Origin of the sequence: Acidovorax sp. SUPP2539 (assembly GCF_030158975.1) — a bacterium.
In the GTDB taxonomy this organism is placed as follows: domain Bacteria; phylum Pseudomonadota; class Gammaproteobacteria; order Burkholderiales; family Burkholderiaceae_C; genus Paracidovorax.
In genome coordinates this window covers 125,435-148,013 of record NZ_BQXJ01000003.1, presented here as the reverse complement: position 1 = coordinate 148,013, position 22,579 = coordinate 125,435, and the positions used below count along the sequence as shown (strand labels likewise).

The following is a 22,579-nucleotide window of genomic DNA, read 5'->3' as shown; positions in this document are numbered from 1 at the left end:
GATTTTATTGAGCGTTAGCTACCGCTTTAGGAACGAAATTGATATCCGAGATTTTTTCGTAGCAAGCTAAAACCTTCGGGGATTCATTCGACCAAAGATATTTATGCCTGGCAGCCAAAACGCTCGAACGGAATCGCTCTGGACCTTCAGGGTGATCAAACATCGCTTTAATCAGCCATATGTAAGAATCAACCTCTTTCAACAGCGTCACTATTCCAAGATCGTCCTCTTCCACCGCCTTACGAACATTCACTAAATCGCTGCTCGCAATAATAGGAAGACCCGCCACTACGAATTCATACAATTTATTGGGAGAGGCTATTTGCGCATTGAAATTGGTCACTTGATACGGCATGACTCCAACATCAGCAGATGCCAGCCAATCATTCACCTCGTCCCAGGGTATTTCCAGAATGTAATGAACTCGGTGATGCACCCCAAGACTGCGAGTCATCTGCTCGTAGTAGGGCACATCCTTTTTATAAGTGATGAATCCAATATGAATATTGTCGTCACAATGGACAAGTGCTTGAACAAGAGGGTCGACATTTCTGACGGGATTGATACCGCCTTGAAAAACCATGATACGTACGGTTTCTGGAAGGGCGAAAGTTTCATGCCATTTCTTCTTGCGCTCTAGCGGATCGAAATTGGGCGGAGATTCCGTTGCATTGGTGACAGGGATGGCATTTGAAATGCCATATTCTCTAGACAGCACATCCACACACTGCTGATTAACGCTAATTACCGCGTCAGCACGCACAATCAGCCTGCGCTCAAGATTCAGGAGTTTTGTTTTTTGCTTTTCATCGGAAAAATATTGAAACGGATACAACTCATGAGCATCATAAATAAGCACTGCTTTCAATTGCTCAGCAATTTGACATCCCATTTCAAGATTGGGCAAATCATGCGCGTGAACAATGTCAGGCTTTAAAGCCATGGCATACGTCTTCAGCTTGTATTCCCAGCTATTTTCATCGTCTGCTGGAGAATCACCAAGTTTCTTGGCCGGATTTTTAATCAGGTAAAACGCCAGCGTAAAATATGGCGCCACAAAATCAAATCTAAGCATCCCCATGTAGACCAACGGCTCAAAAGCCCGACCAAGCCATCGCTTGAGAATCGGAAGGCGTAGTCTTAAGACATGGGCGAGTGCCGGAGGCCATGCAAGCGCATAGCCAATGGAATTGAGTAGCGTGGGCTGACTTCCACGGATTTTCTTCTCCAACGTGTAATTACCAGCGCACCTGATCCAGGATTCGATTTTTTGACGTGAGGCTTCTCTTCTTCCTGCCGGGCTTTTAGGATCTGAAATCGCCTCTTCTTGTGCATCGCAAAATCTTCTGATCTCAATGCCGTGTACATTTTCTACAGATGGCTTTTTCCCATCGCCACGCGTGGCCAGATAAACTGTATAACCACCTTCCACAAGACTCTTGCCCTCAAGAACAATTCTTCGATCAATGAGCATCGGTTCATGATCAAGCATCAATACAGTTTTTCTCATCACTCCTACTCCCACACTCTCATTTTTTATTTATCGAAGCCAGTGCTCGAACCACTCTCAACTGATCTTTTTGATCAAGGTAGGGGCCCATCGGAATACTAAGAACTTCTGCTGCAAGCCTGTCACCTACCGGTAATTTTGCATCGGGCTGAACTACCGCGGGTTGCTTGTTAAGAGGGATTGGATAGTGGACTGCAAATGGAATCTTTTCTTCAGCCAACACTTGCTGAGCCAATTCTCTGTTCTCAAATCGCACGGTATATTGAGCCCACGCACTTTTGCATTCTGGCGCTATATAGGGTGGGCAGATCCCGATCTCACTGAACATTTCGAGATAGCGGTAGGCCACACGTTGCCTCTGATCCATCTCTTCATCGAATACTTTTATTTTTTCAAGCAAAACGGCCGCCTGGAGTGTGTCCAAACGACTGTTGACACCGACTCGAATATGGTGATACCGCCGATCTTGACCATGCCTTGCAATGTGCCGCATCGCCAAGGCCAGATTTTCGGCATTGGTAAAGATCGCACCGCCATCGCCATAGCATCCCAATGGCTTACTCGGAAAAAAGCTAGCGCATGCAATGGTCGTCAAGTTGCAACTTTTTTCTCCATGATAAGTTGCGCCGAAACTTTGCGCTGCATCTTCAATCACCGGAATTTGATGGCGTGCAGCAATTTCGTTGATTGCTTTGTAATCTGCACACTGCCCATATAGGCTGACTGGAATAATTGCCTTCGTACGAGGAGTGATTGCCGCTTCTAGCAGTTCAGGATTTAAATTATAGGTATCTGGCGATACATCCACATAAACAGGTTTAGCACCCAGAAGGGCCACCGTTTCAGCCGTGGCAATGTAGGTGAATCCTGGCGTGATGACCTCATCACCTGGCCCAATACCCAATGCCATCTGGGCGATCTGAAGCGCATCGGTTCCATTGGCGACGGTAATGCAATATTTTGCCCCCGTATAGCTCTGCAACTGTTCTTCCAGTTCGTTGACTTCTGGCCCCAATATATATTGACCGTGATCCAGTACTTTTTGAATTCGCGCGTCAATATTATTTTTCAAGCGCTGATATTGCGCCTTCAAGTCGATGAATTCCATTTAACGCCCTCCTAGGCCGTTATTGATTGGTGCGACAGAGTTGATCGCCGTTAAGGGTATACACACCACCCTCTTCTGGACACTCCACAGCAGCATTTCCTTCCAGAGGAAGATTAAGGCGCTCCCCTCGCTCACTCATCCATCCAATTTGGCGTGCAGGCACCCCGGCCATGAGCGCATAGGGCTTCACATCTCGATTGATGACAGCCCCAGCCGCAATAAAAGCATAGGTACCAATCGTAATACCACAGACCACTGTGGCATTAGCTCCTAATGTGGCACCTTGACGAACAATGGTCTTCCTATACTCATTTTTTCGCACCACCGCACTGCGGGGATTATAAACATTGGTAAAAACAACACTTGGCCCACAAAAGACGTCGTCTTCCAACACCACGGCGTCGTAAACGCTGACGTTATTCTGTACCTTGACGTTATTTCCGATCAGCACATCATTACCGATATATACATTCTGCCCAAAAGAACATCCATTGCCGATCCGGGCTCCCGCTGAGATGTGCACCCAATGCCATATTCTGGTGCCAGCGCCTATGTGAGCACCGTCGTCTATGATGGCAGTCGGGTGAGCGGTATAACATGCTGCTTTCAAGTAATGGCTCCTTATAGGCACTTAACTTGCATGGTATGCAGCCAAGCAATCTTCAATATTTCCTTGCATACGAATTTGCCCCTCATTCAGCCATATGCCTTGATTGCAGAACGTTTTCAAAATGGGGTCGCTATGCGAGGCAAGAACCAAAATCCTGACCTTACTCATCATCTTTTCCAAACGGCCACGCGCCTTGTCTATGAATTGCGCGTCGCCTACTCCGATCATTTCATCCATTAATAAAATATCTGGAGCGATGGCGGTAGAAACAGCGAATGCCAAACGGAGCAGCATGCCCGATGAATAGGTCCGCACAGGCAAGTGAAGGTAGTCACCAAGTTCGGTGAATTCCTCAATATCAGGGACCAGCGCTTTTGCTTCTTTACTGCCGATGCCCATGACTACGCAACGCGTGGCGATGAACTCGTAACCACTGGCGTCAGGGTCCATGCCCAGCATCAGGTCGATCAGCGAGGATACATTTCCAGAGGCCCTCAGTACACCAGAGGTAGGCTCATAAACGCTGGACAAAACCCTCAACAGGGTGGACTTACCCGCGCCATTGCGGCCGACAAGCCCCATCCTGTCTCCATCTTTGAGCGATAAAGTAATATCGCGCAGGGCACGCACTGCAATGGCGCCGCCACCAATATCCTCGATCCGTCCCCTATGCCCTTGGGCTTTTCCCAGAAGGGTATTCAACAGGCCGCGGGACCTTGAAGAAAACAGTGGGAAATCAACGTTAACCTGCTCCAGTTCAATGCTTGCCATGCTCAGAGCCAATATACGAGCCTGCGGCGGCTCTTCAGGAAAATAGTAAAGAAAGCGATCAACAGCAGGATAAAGGTACACCCTGCCATCAAATAGCTGTAAATGCCTACGGATTGGCCTAATACCGGAGCGCGTACCAAGTCAAGAAAGGCAGCCAAGGGATTGATATGAACGATCAACTGGGCCCGCTCACTCAACTGCGATGGTTGCCACATGACTGGCGTGAGGAACATAGCGATCTGCATCAAACTGGTAACTATCATCGGTATATCGCGAAAACGCGCGCAAAGTGCACCCAAAACGCACGATAGCAGCGATGCACACAGGATCGTAAAAGACAATCCAAAGATGAAGTGCATTACTTTGATTTCATTCAAACCACCGAAAGCAAAAAGCACGATCATCGCGATAGGAATGTTATGCCCCATCATCAATAGATTTCGCCAGATTACCCGCAGGCCGAACGCTGTTTTAGGGTAAGGGGTCTGCTTTAAAAATGCACTGGCTGCCATGAATGTTTGGCAGCTGTCTGATATGGATTGCGAAATGAATAGGAAAAGAATATGGCTGACGCAAAAAAAAGGCAAATACGTCTGAATATCGATCTTGAAGACCTGAGAACCGATCAATCCAAATGCGCCGATAAAAATCGCGGTATTGATCGAAATCCATATCGGACCGAGAAACGAGCGGCGATATTGTTTGAGAATGTCTTCAAGGCCCAAGTGCAGCCAAAAACGCCAAAGCCTGAGGGCTCCCCGGACATCCCCTAAAAGCAATTGCAGTTGGGAAAGCGGCTTCAAACCAGAAGCTTGCATGCTCTCAATACCCCTTGTTGCGCACGAAGGGATGCACACGCTCATCCTTATCGGCCGCAATGGACGCGCTGCGAATCACGTCCACCGTTTCGATGCAATGCCGCGCATTCGCCAAGCCGTACCCTCGGCCCGCCAGGATTTCGCGGTAGCTGGTGGTGTGCAGATCGGTGAAGCCTTCGGAAAACTCGAGCTGCTCGCCGCTGACATCGATGTTCCGGTACGTGGGCTTCTTGCCTTTGACTTCGTCCGGGAGATCGTTGGCATCGATGGACAAGAACCATCGCACCCGGGCGCGTTCGTATTCCAGATAGCCGGCGGCCTTTGTTTCCTCGCTCAGGTGAATGCGGTTGTCCTGAAGCTTTCCGAAGATGAAGTGCAGCATGTCGAAGAAATGCACGCCGATGTTGGTGGCCACGCCAAACGATTTGCGCGGGTCGCCCTTCCAGCTCTCCAGGTACCACTTGCCGCGCGATGTGATGTAGGTCAGTTCGACATCGAATTTGGTGTCCTTGGGTGCCGCAGCCACTTTGTCGCGCAGCTTCAGGATCGCTTCATGGTGGCGCAACTGGAGAATGTTGAACACTCGCCGGCCCGTCTCCTGCTCGATGCGCGCCAGTTCGTCCATCAATTGCGGCGTGGGAACGAGCGGTTTTTCGCAGATGACATCACACCCCAGGCGCAGGCCAGCGGCGATGTGGGCATGGTGCAGGTAGTTGGGCGAGCAGATCGACACGTAATCGAGTGCGGTGGCTGGATCGCGCTTGAGTTGGTGCGCATGCTCCGCAAACCGCTCGAACTCAGTAAAGAAGTCGCTCTGCGGCGAAATGCTGTCGATGATGCCGACCGAGTCGTTGATGTCGTAAGCCACGGCCAGATGGTTGCCGGTGTCCTTGATGGCACGCATGTGGCGCGGCGCGATGTAACCGGCGGCGCCGATGAGGGCGAAGTTTTTCATGGCGGATCCGAAGGAGAGAATTACAAGCGAAAGACGGTGAAGCCGGCCTCGACGGCCTGCCCGCGGTGGTAGAGGCTTTTGACGTCCGCCAGCACAGGTTGTGCGCCACGGCAGTACGAGCGAAGCTCCGCGGGCGTGGCCTGACGGTATTCGTTATGGCCGACCGCTACCACCAGGGCATCGACCGGATGGTCGGCATCGACACGGCCCAGCGCTAGGCCGTACTCGTGGTCCACCTCTTGCGCGCTGGCCCAGGAATCGGCGATCACCACGTCCGCGCCCCACGCCAGAAACTCCCGCACCATGTCCACGACCTTGCTGTTGCGGATGTCCGGGCAGTTTTCCTTGAACGTGATGCCCAGGATGCCGATGCGGCAGCGGGGCACGTCCATGCCGTTCTTCAGCATGAGGCGGATCGTGTTGCGCGCTACGTAGCGCGCCATGTTGTCGTTGATGCGCCGCCCGGCCAGGATGACCTGCGGGTGGTAGCCCACTTCCTCGGCCTTGTGCGTCAGGTAGTAAGGATCGACGCCGATGCAATGCCCGCCCACCAGACCGGGACGGAACGGCAGGAAGTTCCATTTGCTGCCGGCCGCTTCCAGCACGTCGAGGGTGTCGATGCCCAGCCGTTCAAAGATGACGGACAGCTCATTCACCAGGGCGATGTTCAAGTCGCGCTGGGTGTTTTCGATGACTTTGGCCGCTTCGGCCACTTTCAGGCTGCTGGCCTTGTGGGTGCCAGCCGTGATGATGCTGGCATACAGGGCGTCCACAGCGTCGGCCACTTCGGGAGTGCTGCCGCTGGTGATCTTCTTGATCTTCGTGAGGGTATTGACCCGGTCGCCCGGATTGATGCGCTCCGGACTGTAGCCGCAGAAGAAGTCCGTGTTGAAGGTCTTGCCGCTGAGCCGTTCGAGCACCGGCACGCACACTTCTTCTGTCGCGCCGGGGTACACGGTGGATTCGTAGATCACCACGGCGCCGTCCGGCATGACCCTGCCCACCGTTTCACTCGCCTTGACCAGGGGCGTCATGTCGGGGCGGTTGGCCTTGTCCACCGGGGTGGGCACCGTCACGATGAAGACCTTGCAATCGCGCAGGTCCTCCGGATTGGCGCTGTATTGCAGGTGGCTGGCGGCTTGCAGGTTCTCGGGGGTCACCTCCAGTGTGCCGTCCTGGCCCGATTGCAACTCGGCGATGCGTGAGGCATTGATGTCAAAGCCGATGACCGGCCTTTTGCGGCCGAACTCCACCGCCAAAGGCAGGCCCACGTAGCCGAGCCCGATCACGGCGATCCTTGCTTGTTCTAGATTCATGTTTTTATGTTGGAAGAATGGGGAGGGTCAAGTGCGGGTGCCGCACTGCTCGCACGCCGGGAAATGCGTGCGCGCGGGCCTGACAATCGTCACGACGGTCGCAAAGGCAATCCAATCCCTCATGAAACGCCTTCGGCACCGGTAGAGCGCCCGTAGATGTCGTCGAACCGGACGATGTCGTCCTCGCCCAGATAGTCGCCCGACTGAACCTCGATGATTTCGAGAGGCGTCTTGCCCGGATTGGCCAGCCGATGACGGCGGCCCACCGGAATGAACGTGGACTCGTTCTGTGCCAGCAGATAGGTGTCGTCGCCATTGGTGATCTCGGCGGTGCCCCGCACCACCACCCAATGCTCGGCGCGGTGGTAGTGCATCTGCATGCTCAGGCGCGCGCCCGGGTTCACTACGATGCGCTTGACCTGAAAGCGTTCGCCACTGTCGACGGCGTCGTACCAGCCCCACGGCCGATGCACCTTCCGGTGGTGGTGGGCTAGCGCATGCCCTGCCTGCTTCAGCCGGGCCACGATGTGCTTGACGTCCTGGGTACGGCGCTTGTCGGCCACGAGGACCGCATCGGGTGTTTCTACGACCACGATGTGGTCAAGCCCCACGCCGGCCACGAGCCGGTGGGTGGACATCAGCAGCGTGTTCTGGCTGTCTTCCAGCAGGGCATCGCCGACGGTGGCGTTGCCTTCGCTGTCCCGCGGCAGCACGCTCCACAGGGCATCCCAGGCGCCCAGGTCGGACCAGCCGGCCTGCAGCGCGACCGCGAACGTGGGGATGCCGATCTCCGGCATCAGCGGCAGCCGTTCCATCACGGCGTAGTCGATGGAATCCGAAGGGCAGGCCTGGAAGGCCGCCGCGTCAGGCCGGATGAAATCGAGATCGCGCTGCGCCCCCTCCATCGCGGCTTCGCAAGCCTGGAGGATGTCGGGGCGACAAGCGCGGATGGCGTCCAACCACTGGCTGGCGCGCACCATGAAAAGGCCGCTGTTCCAAAAATAATCGCCCGCGTCCAGATAGCGCTGCGCGGTCGCGGCATCGGGCTTCTCGGCAAAGCTGGCGATGCGGTGGATGCCCGCACCCTCCGGGCCCGCCGCATGGCACTGGATGTAGCCATAGCCGGTTTCCGGCCGGTCCGGCACGACGCCGAACGTCACCAGTCCGCCCGACAGGGCCATGGAATGGGCCCGCCGGACCGCGGCGTGAAACGCGGGCAGATCCTTCACCACGTGATCGGCCGGCATGGCCAGCATGATCGGATCATCGCCTCCGGCGCATGCCTGCAAGGCGGCCAGAGTCAGGGCAGGCGCGGTGTTGCGCCCCTCGGGCTCCAGGAGTATGCGTGCCGTCCGGATGCCGACTGCCAGCAACTGGCTGGCCGCGATGAAACGGTGCTCGGTGTTGCAGACCAGGATGGGATCGGGCGCGACGCCGATCTCCGGCGCCCACCCCTGCAGCCTCAGTGCCGTGTCCTGGAGCATGGTGCTGGCGCCGGCCAACGCCAGAAATTGCTTGGGATAGGCCTCCCGCGACAGAGGCCACAAACGCGTGCCCGACCCGCCGCACAGGATGACCGGCAACAGCGGCTGCGCCAAGGTCATGGCTGCGTTCCATCGCCCATCACGCGCGCGCGCAGGCTTTCATTGTCAGCCTGCAACAGGGCCAGCCGCTGGTTCAACCGGCGGACATCCCTCTCGATGCGGGTGTTCACCATGTCGGTATGCAACGACTTCACCAGCAGCACCATGCTGGCCAGCAGCAGCAGCAACGCGGGGGGATAGCTGATGCCCAGCAGCTTGGCCAGACGATCGATCAACCCCGGCCAGGCCCCCAGCAAGGCAGCGGCCCCAGCCACCACCACCCAGAACAGGCCGTGCATCAGATACAGGTGATCCCTGCGGATCAGGTAAAGGATCAGCACCGCCAGGCCGATGCCCATCAGCGCGGTGGTTGCTTGCAAAGACGCCATTGGACTCCCGAATCTATGGATCTGACCCGCATCGGGCGTTTGATTGAGAGCACCGCCGAGAACAGCGCCCATCCCTGCTTGGAGGCCAAGCGGATTGCGGGCGCCGAATTACCTCCGGCCTCAAGGAGGTCAGTATTGTAGGTGCACGCCCCATCCATCCCTCAGCCGGCGTCCTTCCTGTGGGCGCGCCGCACTCCCACTGACAGGCCCCCTCTTGAAATGCAAAAGAATGCCCGTATCATTAGCACTCGACGCGACCGAGTGCTAGCAACCCTGGCGCCGGGCCGCTGAAGTCAGAAAGCGCCCGCACTCCGCGGGCGCGTTGTTGATGTCGCAATCCTTTTTTGAACCAGGAGAGATGCAATGAACCTTCGCCCCCTGCACGATCGCGTGATCGTCAAGCGCATTGAAAGCGAAACCACGACCGCTTCCGGCATCGTGATCCCCGACAACGCCGCTGAAAAGCCCGATCAAGGTGAAGTGCTGGCCGTCGGTCCCGGCAAGAAGAACGACAAGGGCGAACTGATCGCTCTGAACGTGAAGGTCGGCGACCGCGTTCTGTTCGGCAAGTACTCTGGCCAGACCGTCAAGGTCAAGGGCGACGAGTTGCTGGTGATGAAGGAAGACGACCTGTTCGCAGTCGTCGAAAAGTAAGCCTTCCGGCCCTTTTCCCGAACATCCTGTTTACTGAATCCGGAGAAATCAAATGGCAGCAAAAGACGTAGTTTTCGGCGGCGAAGCCCGCGCCCGCATGGTTGAAGGCGTGAACATCCTGGCCAATGCGGTCAAGGTCACCCTGGGCCCCAAGGGTCGCAACGTGGTGCTGGAGCGCTCGTTCGGCGCCCCCACCGTGACCAAGGACGGTGTGTCCGTGGCCAAGGAAATCGAACTCAAGGACAAGCTGCAGAACATGGGCGCCCAGCTCGTGAAGGAAGTGGCTTCCAAGACGTCCGACAACGCCGGCGACGGCACCACGACCGCCACCGTGTTGGCACAGGCCATCGTGCGCGAAGGCTTCAAGTACGTGGCCGCGGGCATCAACCCCATGGACCTCAAGCGTGGTATCGACAAGGCCGTGACGGCCCTGGTGGAAGAGCTGAAGAAGGCTTCCAAGGCCACCACGACCTCCAAGGAAATCGCCCAGGTGGGTTCGATCTCCGCCAATTCCGACGAAACCATCGGCAAGCTGATCGCTGACGCCATGGACAAGGTCGGCAAGGAAGGCGTGATCACCGTGGAAGACGGCAAGTCCCTCGAGTCCGAACTGGACGTCGTGGAAGGCATGCAGTTCGACCGCGGCTACCTGTCGCCCTACTTCATCAACAACCCCGAAAAGCAATCCGCGATTCTGGACAACCCCTTCGTGCTGCTGTTCGACAAGAAGATCAGCAACATCCGTGACCTGCTGCCCACGCTGGAGCAAGTCGCCAAGGCCGGCCGTCCGCTGCTGATCATTGCCGAAGAAGTCGAAGGCGAAGCCCTGGCGACGCTGGTGGTCAACACGATCCGCGGCATCCTGAAGGTCGTGGCAGTGAAGGCCCCTGGCTTCGGCGACCGCCGCAAGGCCATGCTGGAAGACATCGCCATCCTGACGGGCGGCAAGGTCATCGCCGAAGAAGTGGGCCTGACGCTCGAGAAGGTCACCCTGGCCGACCTGGGCCAAGCCAAGCGCATCGAAGTGGGCAAGGAAAACACGATCATCATCGACGGCGCCGGCGCCGCTGAAGACATCGAAGCCCGCGTCAAGCAAGTGCGCGTGCAGATCGAGGAAGCCACGTCCGACTACGACCGCGAAAAGCTGCAAGAGCGCGTGGCCAAGCTGGCAGGCGGTGTGGCCGTGATCAAGGTCGGCGCTGCCACCGAAGTCGAAATGAAGGAAAAGAAGGCCCGCGTGGAAGACGCCCTGCACGCCACGCGTGCAGCGGTGGAAGAAGGCGTTGTGGCCGGTGGCGGCGTGGCTCTGCTGCGCGCCAAGCAAGCCGTGGGCAACTCGATCAAGGGCGACAACGCCGATCAGGACGCCGGTATCAAGCTGGTGTTGAAGGCCATCGAAGCCCCCCTGCGCGAAATCGTGAACAACGCCGGCGGCGAAGCCTCGGTCGTGGTGAACGCCGTGCTGGCTGGCAAGGGCAACTACGGTTTCAATGCCGCCAACGACACGTATGGCGACATGCTGGAACTGGGCATTCTGGACCCCACGAAGGTCACCCGCACGGCCCTGCAGAACGCCGCTTCCGTGGCGTCCCTGCTGCTGACGACGGAATGCATGATCGCTGAAGCCCCCAAGGACGATGCACCGGCCGGCGGCGGCATGCCGGACATGGGTGGCATGGGCGGCATGGGCGGCATGGGCGGCATGGGCATGTAATTGCTGGCCGCACCGGACGGGATGCACTCCCGCCCGGCTGCCCCATCAAAAAACCCCGCAGGCTGCAAGGCCTGCGGGGTTTTTCTTTGGGGGCCGTGGGTTCGGCCCGCAGGATCGATGGGCCGCTCAGAAACGGTAGGTCGCGCTCAGCACCACGTTGCGCCGGGGCGCCCACCAGCAATCGCCGCGCGACAGGCAGGTGCTCATGTACTGCTTGTCGGCCACGTTGTTGATGTTGAGCGCGTAGCGCCATGCCTGGCTGTCATAGGCCAGCAGCGCATCTCCGACGAGCGAGGACGGAATGCGCGGACCGGAACCATCGCGGAACGCGGAGAGATACCGCACCCCGGCCCCGGCCGAGAACCCGCGAATCCCCGCGACGGAAAAGCGATACAGGCCCCACATCGCCGCCTGGTTGCGGGGCAGGCCTTCCAGGGTCGGATCCACGTCGGTGTAGTTGTAGTGGGCGATCAGATCGAACGCGGTGGTCACGCGGGTCTTCAGTTCCAGCTCCAGCCCCTTGTTGCGGGTCTGGCCGGCCTGCAGCGTGTTCATCGGATTGGTCGGATCGGTGACCTTCTGGTTCTTTTCCTTCAGGTCGTACACCGAGGCGGTGAACGAGGTCGCGCCGCCTTCGGGCAGGTACTTCACCCCCACTTCGATCTGCTCGCCTTGCAGCGGCTTGAAGCGGGCCCCCGAGGTGTTGGTGCCGCTCACCGGGCTGAACGACTCCGCATAGCTGATGTACGGCGTCCAGCCGCCGGCCAGTTGGTACATCACGCCCAGGCGCTTGGTGGTGTCGCTGGTGCGGTCATCGGCCGAGCCGGCCAGGGCATTCGCCACGCGGTCATGGCGCAGGCCGGCGATGAAGATCCATCTGTCCCACTTCATCTGGTCCTGCACATAAACGCCGGTCTGGCGCTGCACATTCCGGGGCTGCGCGGTGAGCGGCCGGTCGGTCCGCCCGCTGTACACCGGTGCGAACGCGTCGATGGGCGAATCGTAGGCATCGCCGGATTCCGCCTTGTCCTCCGACTGGCGATTCCAGTCGAGGCCCAGCAGCAGCTGGTGCTGCACGGCGCCCGTGGTGAGCCGGCCCAGCAGGTTGGTGTCGACCGCGGCCATGCGCGTGCGCGTCACGTTCTGCCCGTACAGCCGGCCGATCAGGCGCTGGTTGACCGGGTCGGCGCCCCAGCCGCCCGGACTGGTGAAGAAGTCCGCATAGTGGTAGCCGCCCCGATTCTCGTTGCGGGCCCAGCGCAGGTTCTGGCGCGCCGTCCAGGCATCGTTGAAACGGTGTTCGAACTGGTAGCCGATGGATTGCCGATCGGTGTCGTAGTAGTCGCCCGGCTCGCCGATGAACCGGCTGGTGGGCAGCTGGCCGTTGGGATTGGGCAGCAAGGTGCCCGACCAGGGCAGGAACTGCGAGGTGCTGCCCGAGCGGTCCTGCTGCCAGTGCGCCTGGAGCAGCAGCGACGTCGCTGCATTGGGCCGCCAAATCAGCGACGGTGCGATCAGGCGGCGGTCGTCGGGCACGTGGTCCACCTGCGTGTCGGCGTCTCGGGCCAGCGCCACGAGGCGGTACGACCACTGGCCATCGGCCGTCAGCGGGCCGGTCAGGTCGGCCTGCAGCTGCTTGCGGTTCCAGCTGCCGATCTGCACGCCCACTTCGCGCTGCGCCTCCTGCAGCGGGCGCTTGCTCACCATGTTGACCACGCCCGCCACGGTGCCGGTGCCGAACAACATGCCCGACGGGCCGCGCAGCACCTCCAGGCGCTCCAGCGTGTACAGCTCCGCGGGCGTGGTGCTGGTGTAGTAGTTGTAGCTCTGGCGCAGGCCATCGAGGTAGATGTCCGGATAGCTGCCGCGCACGCGCACGCTGTCGGAGCGGCTGTCCAGCCCGTAGGCATCGCTGCGCACGCCCGCCGCATAGAGCAGCGCCCCCTGGAAGGTCGTCGCGCCCTGATCGACCATCTGGTCGCGCGTGATGACGGTGACCGATTGCGGCGTTTCGCTGAGCGGCGTGTCGGTCTTGGTGGCCGTGGTGGCGTTGCGGGCGCGGTAGCCCACCACGGGGCCGGTGGCGGATTCCTTTTCGGCGTTGGCATCCACCCGCACTTCGGACAGCGTGGCGCCCACGCCCTGGGCATGCGCCCAAGGCGCCAGCCCCAGGGCGGCGGCCACGCAGGCCGTGCCCCGTAGATCAATGAATTTCATGGCAAACATAAATAGTATTGATAACGATTCCTATTCTAGAAATCGATGACCGATCTGTAAGCAATTTGTTGCAATCAGGCGACATGCCGACGCTGCATTCCCGGGACGCGGCCAAACCGGCGGCAGCCCCTCCTGCCTCGGTCGACCCCAAGAAAAATCCCCGCGGGTCGCGAGACCGGCGGGGACTGTCTGGATGCGCTGGCGATGCCAGCGCCGGCAGCGAAGCCCTCCCGTCACACCTTGAAGGCCCCCACCACCTGCCGCAACAGGTCGGTCTGCTCCTGCATGGAGCGCGCCGCGGCGGACACTTCCTCCACCAGCGCCGCGTTCTGCTGCGTCGTGGTGTCGAGCTGGGCGATGGCCTGGTTCACCCGCTCGATGTCCCGGCTCTGCTCCACGCTGGCGGCCATGATCTCGCCCATGATCGAGGCCACGCTGGTGTTGGTGGCGATGATCTCGCTCATCGTCGTGCCGGCCTGCACCACCAGGGCGCTGCCGGACTCCACCTTGGTGACCGAGTCCGCGATCAGGTTCTTGATGTCCTTGGCCGCTTCGGCCGAACGCTGGGCCAGGCTGCGCACCTCGCTGGCCACCACCGCGAACCCGCGGCCCTGCTCGCCCGCGCGGGCCGCCTCGACCGCGGCGTTCAGCGCCAGGATGTTGGTCTGGAACGCGATGCCGTCGATCACCCCGATGATGTCCACCACCTTCTTGGAAGACGTGCTGATCGAATCCATGGTCTCGACCACGTTGCCGATGACCTGCCCGCCCCGGGACGCCACCTGGAACGCATCGGTGGCCAGGCGGTTGGCCTGGTTGGCGCTGTCGGCGTTGCGCTTGACGGTGCTGGTGATCTGCTCCATGGAGCCCGCCGTTTCCTGCAGGAACGCGGCCTGCTCCTCCGTGCGCACGGAAAGGTCGTGGTTGCCGCTGGAGATTTCACCGGAGGCCGAGGCGATCGACGATGCGCCCGTGACCACCTGGCTCACCACGCCCTGCAGGCGGGCGATGAAGGCATTGAAGCTCGCAGCGACCGCGCCGAACTCCGCCCCGCCGGTTTCGGGCAGGCGGCGCGTCAGGTCGGCCTCGCCGGCCGAGAGCGCGTCGATGTTGCCCTTGAGGACGGCCAGGCGCTTCATGAACAGGCGAACGCCCATCACCATCAGGCCCAGCAGCACCAGGGCCATGGGCACCTGCACGGCGGCCAGCTTGGTCAGGATGCGGTGGCTGTTGACCGCCAGGAGCGATGCCGGAATGGCCGTGGCGATGAACCATGGGCTGCCGGGAATGGGCTGGAGGAACAGCACCTGCGAGCCCTGCCCATCCTGGTACGCCCCCTGGGCCGAGGCCCCGCCCTGCAGGGTGGGCAGCATCCGCTGAATTTCTGCCGCCATGGGCGAGCTCGATGCGATGTCCGAGACATTTTTCAAAACGATGTTGCCCTGGATCTTCGTGCTGTTGCTGACGATCTTGCCGTCGCCCTCCACGATCAGGATCTGGCCCTGGACCTTGCTCTCCATGTCGGCCACCAGGCGGTTGAAAAAGCCCAGCGTCACGTCGATGGTGGACACGCCATACAACTCATCGCCCTTGTAGATGGGCATGGCGCAATTGGTGCGCGGTTGCGGACTGGCGGCATCTTGATAGGCCTTGGCCCACTTGCAGGTGCCTTTGGCTGCCGTCTTGCCGTTCTCATACCAGGGCTGCTCCCAGTATTTGAGCGACTCCGCCGAATTCCAATGGGTGTTGACCACCAGCTTGTTGCTGGCATCGCGCGCAAAGAAGGTGCTGAACTTGTCGCGGCCCGGCTCCCGCTTGTTGGGCAGGGGCCAGATGCCGCCGCCGAACACGTTGGGGTCGCCGTACTGGTCGACCAGGCCGGGCTGCAGCACGTCGATCTGGTCGCTGGCCAGCAAGGCCACGGTCTGGGTGATGCTGCGGGACTGGGCCTCGACCTGGCGAAGCTGCTCGCTGATGCGCACCGAGATCTGCTCCACGTTGGCGGAGACGACCTTGCCTTCCAGCGTGGACAGGTCCGGCGTGACGGACAGTTGGATGACGGCGAACGTTCCCAGCAGCAGGAGCAGGAAGAAGCCGCAGATCAGGAGGGTGAAACGGGTTTGGGTGGAAGCAGTGCGGATCATGGGCAGTCCGGTGATGGGATAACAAAGGGAGACACGCGGTCTCCCCTCTGTTATCGGCAACCGTCCGGCGGCGTTGAGGCCCGCCGGCCCGCCGTTACAACCCCGCTCGCCCCTCGACACCCATCGCGCCCTCCCGGAGCGCCAGATGTTCAGGTCACCGCAGCTGGCGCAGCAGGCCGGCGGTCGACGCGTCCAGCCCGTCGGTGTCGCCCGAGGACAGGCGGGGCTCCAGGTCCCGGGCCAGCACCTTGCCCAGTTCCACCCCCCACTGGTCGAAGCTGTTGATGCCCCAGACCGCGCCGCTCACGAACACGCGGTGCTCGTAGAGCGCGATGAGCGCGCCCAGCGACGCGGGTGCCAACTGGTCCAGCACCAGGAACGTGCTGGGGCGGTTGCCGGTGAAGTGCCGGTGCCCGGACTCCTGCGGCCGGCCCAGCATCAGCGCCTTGGCCTGCGCCAGGGCATTGGCCACGAGGCGCGAGTGGTGGTGCGGGAGGTCGCGCGCGCCCTTGCGCAGCGCGATGAACTCCACCGGAATCACGTCGGGGCCCTGGTGGACCATCTGGAAGAACGCGTGCTGGCCGTTGGTGCCGGGTTCGCCCCACACCACGGGCGAGGTCTGCACCGCCAGCGGCCGGCCTTCCCAGTCCACGCCCTTGCCGTTGCTCTCCATCTCCAGCTGCTGCAGGTAGGCCGGCAGCCGGCGAAGGCCGTGGCTGTAGGGCGCGACGCAGCGGCTGGCGAACCGGTGGAAGTTGCGGTACCACACGTCCAGCAGGCCGAGGCGCACCGGCAGGTTGCGCTCCAGCGGCGCGTGGCGAAAGTGCTCGTCCATCGCGTGGGCGCCGGCCAGCAGGTCGCGGAAATGCGCCGCGCCGATGGCGATGGCGATCGGCAGGCCGATGGCCGACCACAGCGAATAGCGCCCACCCACCCAGTCCCAGAAGCCGAGCGTGGTGTCGATGCCGAACTCCGCCGCGGCTTCGACGTTGGTCGTGAGCGCGACGAAATGGCGCGACACCGACACGCGCCCGGCCTGCCGCGGACTGCCGCCGTGCGACAGGAACCAGTCGCGCGCCGCATGGGCGTTGGACATGGTCTCGGCGGTGGTGAACGTCTTGGAGGCGATGAGGAACAGCGTGCTCTCGGGCCGCAGCGTGTGCAGCAGCGTGCCCAGCTCCTGCCCGTCGACGTTGGAGACGAAGTGCAGGCGCTTGTCGCTCTGGCGCAGGTCGTCCAGCGCCTTCACCACCATGGAAGGCCCGAGGTCCGACCCGCCGATGCCGATGTTCACGATGTCGGTGATGGCGGTGTCGGCACGCACGCGCTCGGCCAGCGCCAGCATCGCATCGAGCGTGGTGTGCACGTCGCGCAGGCTGTTTGCTACGAAATCAGTAGCGCCAGGGGCATGATTTTCTAGGGCATCGGCCGGATTTCGCAATAACCAGTGCATCACCGCGCGCTGCTCGGTGTGGTTGATCGCCTCGCCGGCGAACATGGCGTCGCGGTAGGCCTCCACGCCGCACTCGCGCGCCAGCTGCATGAGCAGCGCCTCGGTCGGCCGGTCGATGCGGTTCTTGGACAGGTCGGCGAACAGGTGCGGCGCCTCCTGGCTGAAGTCCTCGAAGCGCAGCGGGTCGGTGGCGAGCGCCTGGCGCACGTCGAAGGTGCGGCCGCTGTCGTCGTAGCGGGCCTGCAGCGCCGCCCAGGCGGTGGTGTGGTCGCAGCGGATGCGTTGGGGCATGGTCATGGGTCAGGCGGCCTGCATCATGTGTTCGAGCTTGGCCGCATCGGCCGCGAAGGCGCGGATGCCTTCGGCGAGCTTCTCGGTCGCCATGGCGTCGGCATTGAACGCGTAGCGGAAGGCGGGCTCGTCGTATTCGACGGCCGGCAGGTCCAGCGCGCGCGCGGCCTCGGGGTCGAGCGCGCGGGTCAGCGGCGCATCGCTGGCCGCCAGCTGCGCGAGCAGGTCGGGGGCGATGGTCAGCAGGTCGCAGCCGGCCAGCGCGGTGATCTGCCCCACGTTGCGAAAGCTCGCTCCCATGACCTCGGTGGCGATGCCGAAGTGCTTGTAGTACTGGTAGATCTGGCGCACCGACTGCACGCCAGGGTCATTGGCGCCGGCCATGGCCGCCTCGTCCCACTGGGCGCCGGCCTGCTTTTTGTACCAGTCGTAGATGCGGCCGACGAAGGGCGAGATCAATTGCACCTTGGCGCGGCCGCAGGCCACGGCCTGCACGGGCGAGAACAGCAGCGTGAGGTTGGTGTGGATGCCGCGCTCTTCCAGGATGCGGGCGGCTTCGATGCCCTCCCAGGTGGCGGCGATCTTGATGAGCACGCGGGCGGTGTCCACGCCCTCGGCCTGGTACAGCTCGATGATGCGTTCGCCCCGCGTGACGGTGGCCATGGTGTCGAACGACAGGCGCGCATCCACTTCGGTGGAGACGCGGCCGGGAATGAGGGAGAGGATTTCGCAGCCGAACCGCACGATCAGCCGGTCCATGATTTCTTCCACCGGATGGTTCTTCCAGCGGGTCACGGCCTCTTGCAGCAGGGGGGCGTAGTCGGGCTTTTGCACCGCCTTGAGGATCAGCGAGGGGTTGGTCGTCGCATCCTGCGGCTGGTAGGCGCTCAGTTGGCGGAAGTCGCCCGTGTCGGCCACCACGGTGGTGACTTGTTTGAGGGCGTCGAGTTGGTTCATGCAATGCTCCCGTGAGGTGGCGTGCGGGGGCGCTCGGGCGGGCCCCGTCGGCACGGCAACCGCAGAGTGTATTGCGCGGTAACCCGGGTTCCTGTCAGTCGCCGCCTCATCATGAAACTCGGTAACATGCCCGGCAGCTTAATTACCAATCTTCTGGGGACGCGACAACGATGAGTTTCGATCTGGTTCTGTTCGGCGGCACGGGCGATCTGGCATGGCGCAAGCTGCTGCCGGCCCTTTTCCAGGCGTTCCGCCACGGCTCGCTGCCCGCAGGCGGCCGCATCATCGGCGTGGCGCGGGACGACCTGACCGACGCCGCCTACCGCGAACTGATCGCCAGCCGTTTCGCCGCCGTGGTGGACGACAAGCGCCCGAGCGCAGAGGAGTTCCAGCAGTTCGCGGCCTTGCTGCAATACCAGCGCATGGACCTGTCCAAGCCCGAGGACTACGCCCGGCTGGCCGAGCGGCTGGGCGAGCGGCAGGCCGACACCGTGGTGATGTATCTGGCCACCGCCCCGGGCCTGTTCACCACCGCCTGCGAGCAGCTCGGCGCCGCCGGGCTGGCCACCCCGAACACGCGCGTGGTGCTGGAAAAACCCCTGGGCCACGACCTCGAATCCAACCGCGCCATCAACGCGGCGGTTCGCACGGTGTTCAACGAGTGGCAGATCTTCCGCATCGACCACTACCTGGGCAAGCCGTCGGTGCAGAACCTGCTGGCGCTGCGCTTCGGCAATGCGCTCTTCGAGCCCCTGTGGCGCCGCGAGACCGTCGCCAGCATCGAGATCACCATGGCCGAGAAGCTGGGCGTGGAAAAGCGCGGCGCGTTCTACGACGGCACGGGCGCCCTGCGCGACATGGTGCAGAACCACGCGCTGCAGCTGCTGTGCGCGATCGGCATGGAGCCGCCCATCAACGCCCATGCCGATGCCATCCGTGACGAAAAGCTCAAGGTGCTGCGCTCGCTGGTCCCCTGGACGCCCGCCACCCTGGCACGCGACGTGGTGCGCGGCCAGTACACGGCCGGCAGCCTGAGCGGCGAGCGCGTGAAGGGCTACGCCGACGAGGACGGCGTGGCGCCCGGCAGCCGCACCGAGACCTTCGTGGCCCTGCGCACCGAGATCGCCAACTGGCGCTGGGCCGGCGTGCCCTTCTACGTGCGCACCGGCAAGCGGCTGGCCTCGCACGAGGCGCACATCGCCATCAACTTCCGGCCCACGCCCCACCCCATCTACCGCTCGCCGATGGGCGCGGCCAACCGGCTGGTGATCCACCTGCAGCCGCGCGACGGCGTGGCCCTGCACCTGTTCGCGGCGGGCCAGGAAAAGCGCGGCACCCGCGTGTCGGAGGCGCAGGCACTCGCGCCGGTGCACCTGGACCTCGACTTCGAGCAGCGCTTCGGCACCGAGCGCGTGGGCGCCTACGAACGCCTGCTGCTGGACGTGATCGGCGGGCGCCTGAACCTCTTCGTGCGGGCCGACGAGCAGGAAGCCGCCTGGCGCTGGGTGGAGCCCATCATGCAGGCCTGGCGCGACTCCGACGACGGCCCCCGGCCCTACTCCGCCGGCAGCTGGGGACCCAGCGCCGCCAGCGCCATGGTGGCGCGCGACGGCCACACCTGGATGGAAGAGACTTGAGCCGCCCCCTGTGTCGCCTGCGGCGCCTTCCCCCAGAGGGGGACGACGCCCGTGGCCTGGCAGAGCCAGTTCCACGGCGTCTGCTGGCGTGGCCTGCTCCGCGGCCATCCGATGGTCAAGGCCGCGTCGGTGGCTCGCAGCACGCGTGCCGTCCGGCGATGAAGGGCCCCCGCCATGCTTGAACGAATCACCGCATCCCTGCCCTCGCTGGCCCCGGCCGAGCAGCGCGTGGCCCAGCTCGTGCTGGACGACGCGCGGGCCTTCGCCCGGCTGCCGGTGCGCGAACTGGCCGCCCGCGCCAGCGTGAGCAAGCCCACCGTGGTGCGGTTTTGCCGCAGCATGGGCTACGACGGCCTGGCCGACTTCAAGCTCAAGCTGGCGGGCAGCGTGAGCGAAGGGGTGCCCTTCATCCACCGCAGCGTGGACGCCGACGACAAGACCGGCGACGTGCTGGTGAAGGTGGTGGACAACGCCGCCGCCGCTTTCCTGCAATACCGCAACGCCGCCAGCACGGGCGCCATCGAGCGCGCCGCCAAGGCCATCGCGGACACCTGGCAGACCGGCCGGCGCATCGAGTTCTACGGCGCCGGCAATTCGGGCATCGTCGCGCAGGACGCGCAGCACAAGTTCTTCCGGCTGGGCATCACCAGCATCAGCACGAGCGACGGCCACATGCAGGTCATGAGCGCCACCCTGCTCGGCCCGGGCGACTGTGCGGTGATCGTCTCCAACTCCGGCCGCACGCGCGACCTGATGGACGCGGCCGACATCGCGCGCAAGAACGGCGCCACAACCATCGCCATCACCGCGAGCGGATCGCCCCTGGCCCTGGCCTGCCACATCCACCTGGCGGCCGACCACCCCGAGGGCTACGACCGCTACAGCCCGATGGTGTCGCGCCTGCTGCACCTGCTGGTGATCGACGTGCTCGCCACCTGCGTGGCCCTGCGCATCGGCGAGCCGCTGCAGCCCCGCCTGCAGCAGATGAAGGACAACCTGCGGGCCAAGCGGTACACCTGATCCGGTCCGCCCACCAAGAGGCAGAGGCTTTCAGGCCTCCAGCGCAATAAACACTAGGGCATATAGCTATTATTTTTATAGCATTTCAGGACACCCATCGGCGGAACACCAGCGATGCGTTCACGCCGCCGAATCCGAACCCGGTGACCAGCGCATGCTCCAGCGCCATCGGGCGCGCCCGGTGCGCCACGATGTCCAGCCCTTGGGCGAGGTCATCGGGCTGGTCCAGATTCAGCGTGCCGGGCACGACCTGATCGCGCAGCGCCATCACCGTGAAGACCGATGCCACCGCGCCTGCCGCTCCCAGAAGATGCCCGGTCGCCCCCTTGGTGGAGGCAATGGCCACCGCGGCCCCTTCGCCGAACAGGCGGCGGATCGCCGCCAGCTCGCCCCGGTCGCCGACGTAGGTGGATGTGGCATGGGCATTGAGGTGCTGCACCTGCGCCGGCTGCAGCCCGGCCTGCGCCAGCGCCGCCTGCATGCTGCGCAGGGCACCGTCGCCGTCTTCCGGGCCCGAGGTGATGTGGTGCGCGTCCGCGGAGGTGCCGTAGCCCACCACCTCGGCCAGCGGCACGGCGCCGCGCGCCAGCGCATGCTCCAGCGCCTCCAGCACCAGCACGCCGGCGCCCTCCCCCATCACGAAGCCGTCGCGCGCCGCATCGAACGGGCGCGATGCGGCGGCGGGGTGGTCCGCGAAGCCGGTGGACAAAGACTTGGCCGCGGCGAAACCGCCCAGGCTGACGCGGTCGATCGCGGCCTCGGTGCCGCCGCACACGGCCACGTCGGCTTCGCCGCAGCGGATCATGCGCACGCCATCGCCGATGGCCTGGATGCTGGCGGCGCAGGCCGTCACGGGCGCGCCGATGGGCCCTTTCAGGCCATGCCGTATCGACACGTGCCCTGCCGCCAGATTGATCAGGAACGACGGCACGGTGAAGGGCGACAGGCGCTGCGGCCCCCGCGTGTCGGTGGTGCGCACGGCCTCGGCAATGGCGCCGAAGCCGCCGATGCCGGAGGCGATCACCGTGGCCGTGCGGTGGGCCGCGTGGGCATCCGCCGGCGCCCAGCCGGCCTGCGCCAGGGCCTGCTGCGCCGCGCCGAGGGCGAAGGGGATGAAGCGGTCCATCTTGCGAGCGTCTTTCGTGCCGATCACAGACATCGGATTCCAGCCGCCCTGCCCGTCTTCCTCGATGGTGGGCACCACGCCGCCCACTTTGGCCGCCAGCCCCTCCACCGTGGCTTCGGGCAGGCGCCGCAGGCCCGATGCACCGGACAGCAGTCGGCCCCAAGCCAGTTCCACACCACAGCCCAGGGGAGACACCAACCCCATGCCGGTCACGACGACGCGCCGCATCAGGCTGCCCCGCCCGAAAATACCCCGCCCGGGGTCACCTTGTGATTCACCATCATTGGCCTCGCTGGTTGATGCACG

18 protein-coding genes are annotated in these 22,579 nt (G+C 62.5%); 4 read left to right on the top strand and 14 right to left on the bottom strand.

Translation table 11 applies throughout. The features are described from left to right. Positions 1-4: 4 nt before the first annotated feature. From AVTE2539_RS11980 to AVTE2539_RS11940, 9 genes are all read right to left on the bottom strand, one after another. Positions 5-1,510, bottom strand: a complete 1,506-nt coding sequence (locus AVTE2539_RS11980) for a glycosyltransferase (protein ID WP_284410899.1) — start codon at positions 1,508-1,510, stop codon at positions 5-7. Between the two features lie 19 nt (positions 1,511-1,529). Beyond that, positions 1,530-2,618: a DegT/DnrJ/EryC1/StrS family aminotransferase gene (locus AVTE2539_RS11975; RefSeq protein WP_284410898.1), complete on the bottom strand. Its 1,089-nt coding sequence runs from the start codon at positions 2,616-2,618 to the stop codon at positions 1,530-1,532. Between the two features lie 19 nt (positions 2,619-2,637). Further along, positions 2,638-3,228, bottom strand: a complete 591-nt coding sequence (locus tag AVTE2539_RS11970; protein WP_284410897.1) for an acyltransferase — start codon at positions 3,226-3,228, stop codon at positions 2,638-2,640. 21 nt (positions 3,229-3,249) lie between these two features. After that, positions 3,250-3,999, bottom strand: coding sequence for an ABC transporter ATP-binding protein (locus AVTE2539_RS11965; RefSeq protein ID WP_284410893.1), 750 nt, complete (start codon positions 3,997-3,999; stop codon positions 3,250-3,252). A 2-nt stretch (positions 4,000-4,001) separates the two neighbouring features. Continuing rightward, the gene (locus AVTE2539_RS11960) at positions 4,002-4,817 is read right to left on the bottom strand and encodes an ABC transporter permease (RefSeq protein ID WP_284410891.1); all 816 of its coding nucleotides are present in this window, start codon (positions 4,815-4,817) and stop codon (positions 4,002-4,004) included. 4 nt (positions 4,818-4,821) lie between these two features. Next, positions 4,822-5,772 carry a Gfo/Idh/MocA family oxidoreductase gene (locus AVTE2539_RS11955; RefSeq protein WP_284410889.1) on the bottom strand — a complete coding sequence of 317 codons (951 nt, stop codon included), beginning with the start codon at positions 5,770-5,772 and terminating at the stop codon, positions 4,822-4,824. Between the two features lie 20 nt (positions 5,773-5,792). Beyond that, entirely contained in the window at positions 5,793-7,088 is a 1,296-nt protein-coding gene (locus AVTE2539_RS11950) for a nucleotide sugar dehydrogenase (RefSeq protein WP_284410887.1), read from the bottom strand. 119 nt (positions 7,089-7,207) lie between these two features. Further along, positions 7,208-8,692 carry a mannose-1-phosphate guanylyltransferase/mannose-6-phosphate isomerase gene (locus tag AVTE2539_RS11945; RefSeq protein WP_284396522.1) on the bottom strand — a complete coding sequence of 495 codons (1,485 nt, stop codon included), beginning with the start codon at positions 8,690-8,692 and terminating at the stop codon, positions 7,208-7,210. Then, positions 8,689-9,060: a DUF2304 domain-containing protein gene (locus tag AVTE2539_RS11940; RefSeq protein WP_272567478.1), complete on the bottom strand. Its 372-nt coding sequence runs from the start codon at positions 9,058-9,060 to the stop codon at positions 8,689-8,691. Before AVTE2539_RS11940 ends, AVTE2539_RS11945 begins: the two co-directional genes overlap by 4 nt. A 363-nt stretch (positions 9,061-9,423) precedes the next feature. Here AVTE2539_RS11940 and AVTE2539_RS11935 point away from each other — a divergent pair, with 363 nt between their 5' ends. Continuing rightward, a complete protein-coding gene (locus AVTE2539_RS11935) occupies positions 9,424-9,714 on the top strand; it encodes a co-chaperone GroES (RefSeq protein ID WP_005799501.1) in 291 nt (96 codons plus the stop codon). 52 nt (positions 9,715-9,766) lie between these two features. After that, positions 9,767-11,428 carry a chaperonin GroEL gene (gene groL, locus AVTE2539_RS11930; RefSeq protein WP_284410885.1) on the top strand — a complete coding sequence of 554 codons (1,662 nt, stop codon included), beginning with the start codon at positions 9,767-9,769 and terminating at the stop codon, positions 11,426-11,428. 126 nt (positions 11,429-11,554) lie between these two features. Here groL and AVTE2539_RS11925 read toward each other — a convergent pair whose 3' ends face one another. The 4 genes from AVTE2539_RS11925 to tal form a co-directional block, all read right to left on the bottom strand. Continuing rightward, positions 11,555-13,645, bottom strand: coding sequence for a TonB-dependent siderophore receptor (locus tag AVTE2539_RS11925; protein ID WP_284410883.1), 2,091 nt, complete (start codon positions 13,643-13,645; stop codon positions 11,555-11,557). Between the two features lie 233 nt (positions 13,646-13,878). Further along, entirely contained in the window at positions 13,879-15,789 is a 1,911-nt protein-coding gene (locus tag AVTE2539_RS11920) for a methyl-accepting chemotaxis protein (protein WP_284410881.1), read from the bottom strand. 154 nt (positions 15,790-15,943) lie between these two features. Further along, the gene (gene pgi, locus AVTE2539_RS11915) at positions 15,944-17,539 is read right to left on the bottom strand and encodes a glucose-6-phosphate isomerase (RefSeq protein WP_284410879.1); all 1,596 of its coding nucleotides are present in this window, start codon (positions 17,537-17,539) and stop codon (positions 15,944-15,946) included. A 3-nt stretch (positions 17,540-17,542) separates the two neighbouring features. Beyond that, positions 17,543-18,490, bottom strand: a complete 948-nt coding sequence (gene tal / locus AVTE2539_RS11910; RefSeq protein ID WP_284410878.1) for a transaldolase — start codon at positions 18,488-18,490, stop codon at positions 17,543-17,545. Between the two features lie 170 nt (positions 18,491-18,660). Here tal and zwf point away from each other — a divergent pair, with 170 nt between their 5' ends. Together zwf and AVTE2539_RS11900 are read left to right on the top strand one after the other, a co-directional pair. After that, positions 18,661-20,127 (top strand): glucose-6-phosphate dehydrogenase, encoded by a 1,467-nt coding sequence (gene zwf / locus AVTE2539_RS11905; RefSeq protein WP_284410876.1) that lies wholly within the window; start codon positions 18,661-18,663, stop codon positions 20,125-20,127. Between the two features lie 174 nt (positions 20,128-20,301). Beyond that, on the top strand, positions 20,302-21,147 hold the full coding sequence (locus AVTE2539_RS11900; protein WP_272551228.1) for a MurR/RpiR family transcriptional regulator: 846 nt from the start codon (positions 20,302-20,304) through the stop codon (positions 21,145-21,147). 85 nt (positions 21,148-21,232) lie between these two features. Here the strand turns inward: AVTE2539_RS11900 and fabF are convergent, their stop codons facing one another. Beyond that, complete coding sequence (fabF, locus tag AVTE2539_RS11895; protein WP_284410874.1) at positions 21,233-22,501, bottom strand: beta-ketoacyl-ACP synthase II; 1,269 nt, start codon at positions 22,499-22,501, stop codon at positions 21,233-21,235. Positions 22,502-22,579 lie beyond the last annotated feature (78 nt).